This window comes from Microbacterium sp. TPD7012 (assembly GCF_003075395.1).
In the GTDB taxonomy this organism is placed as follows: Bacteria; Actinomycetota; Actinomycetes; order Actinomycetales; family Microbacteriaceae; genus Microbacterium.
Genome location: NZ_QDFV01000016.1, coordinates 1 through 1599 on the forward strand (window position 1 = coordinate 1; position 1599 = coordinate 1599).

The 1599-nt window shown below is 65.8% G+C and carries 1 protein-coding gene and 2 pseudogenes; all 3 read left to right on the plus strand.

Going from position 1 to position 1599, the window contains the following annotated elements; all coding sequences use genetic code 11:
- Window positions 1-226: pseudogene (locus DC434_RS19920) on the plus strand (substrate-binding domain-containing protein); the annotation flags it as partial.
- A 134-nt stretch (window positions 227-360) separates the two neighbouring features.
- Window positions 361-1341 (plus strand): ester cyclase, encoded by a 981-nt coding sequence (locus DC434_RS19925; RefSeq protein WP_116636114.1) that lies wholly within the window; start codon window positions 361-363, stop codon window positions 1339-1341.
- 31 nt (window positions 1342-1372) lie between these two features.
- Window positions 1373-1599, plus strand: a pseudogene (locus DC434_RS19930) (hypothetical protein); the annotation flags it as partial.

Here is a 1599-nt window from a genome sequence, read left to right on the forward strand (position 1 = left end):
CCGGCAGGTCGTCGAAGCCGACCACGGAGAGATCCTCGGGAACGCGGAGGCCGCCTGGCCCAGCGTCGATCTCGCCACGGTCCGCTACGACATCATCGGGATGGCGGAGGCCGCGGCCGACCTCATCGTGCGCCGCATCGAGAACCGCGAGGCTCCGATCGAGAACGTGCGGTTCGCGTCGTCGTTCGTGCCCCGTCGCACCCTCGCCGCCGCCGCGGCCGGCTGACGCGGCATCCGCCTCTGACACCCGTGTGTCAGGAAAGTCTCTCTTGCACTCGTTTGTGCATACGCATACACTGACGAAAGAAGCCCGCGATCACCGACGAAACGCGGACTCATCTGTCTAAGGAGTGAAACAGCGTGCCTCTCGATCCGGTCGCCTATCTGCCGTACAAGGACCCCGATGACTTCATCCGTGAGGTCACCGACCTGATCTGGGTCGATCGGTCGATCCACTACATCCGCGAGAACTACGAGCCCGACTCGATCGTGCACGGCGGTCTCGGCACCTCCTCGAACCGTGACGAGGTCATCGAGGGTTCGCTCATGCGCATCTCGGCGACCCCCGACCGCACCGGGCAGGCCGAAGACGTCATCTGGGAGGCGCGCGGCGACGACGCGTTCCTCAGCTCGCACCTCGTGCTCTCCGGTCACCTGCAGACCTCCGAGTTCAGCCGCACGATCGCCAACTGCCTCTACCGGCGCGGCCGCATGGTCGAGGAGTGGGTCGTCCGCGACACGCTCGCGGGGCCCCTCGCACGCGGCGAGGACCTCGACGAGGTCGCCAGCGCGCAGACCTTCCGCGGCTTCTCCGGATCCTGGAACGAGCCGGCACCCGCCGACCCCATCGCGAAGGGCGACTCCGGAGAGCGCCCCGACGAGTACCGCGCCGAGGTCGAGAAGGTCATCGACCTGATCAAGACCGTCTGGAACGATCGCGATCTGCAGAAGGTCGAGAAGTTCTTCGAGCGCGACCTCGTGCTCCTGACGGTCGGCAACCGCCTCGTCATCCGTCCGGAGGGCTACCGTCGCGCACTGCTGCGCTTGCTCGAGTCGTTCCCCGGCGGTCAGTTCGAGATCCGCGACATCCAGACCAACTACGACGTGCGGTACGCGGGTCTCCGCGTGGCCGTCGTGTGGAAGTTCGTCGGCGACTACAACGGCGTCCCGAACTACGGACCGCTCACGGGCAAGCCGGTCGACGTGCTGGGCATCTCGCAGTTCACCTTCCACAACGGCGCCCTCGTGAAAGAGGTTCGTCTGTGGGACGACATCGCGCTTCGCGCGCAGATCCAAGGCCAGCGCGGCGACGAGCCCGTGGCCTTCGCCAACATCTACTGATCGATCCCCCGATCACCAAGGAGAAGAAGAAATGAGCAACGCCATCGTCGACGCGACCGACGTCATCGTCGACGCGAACGAGATCGAACGCCGGACCATCCGTCGCTCCGACTGGGTGCCGTGCAACTCGGCGTTCATCGACTGCCGCACCCCGGGCTCCGACCGCAAGGAGAACTACTCCTTCATCGGCGCCGGCGTCTCGCAGAACGCGAGCCAGTACGTGAACCTCGAGGTCAACCACGGGTTCAACACCCTGKM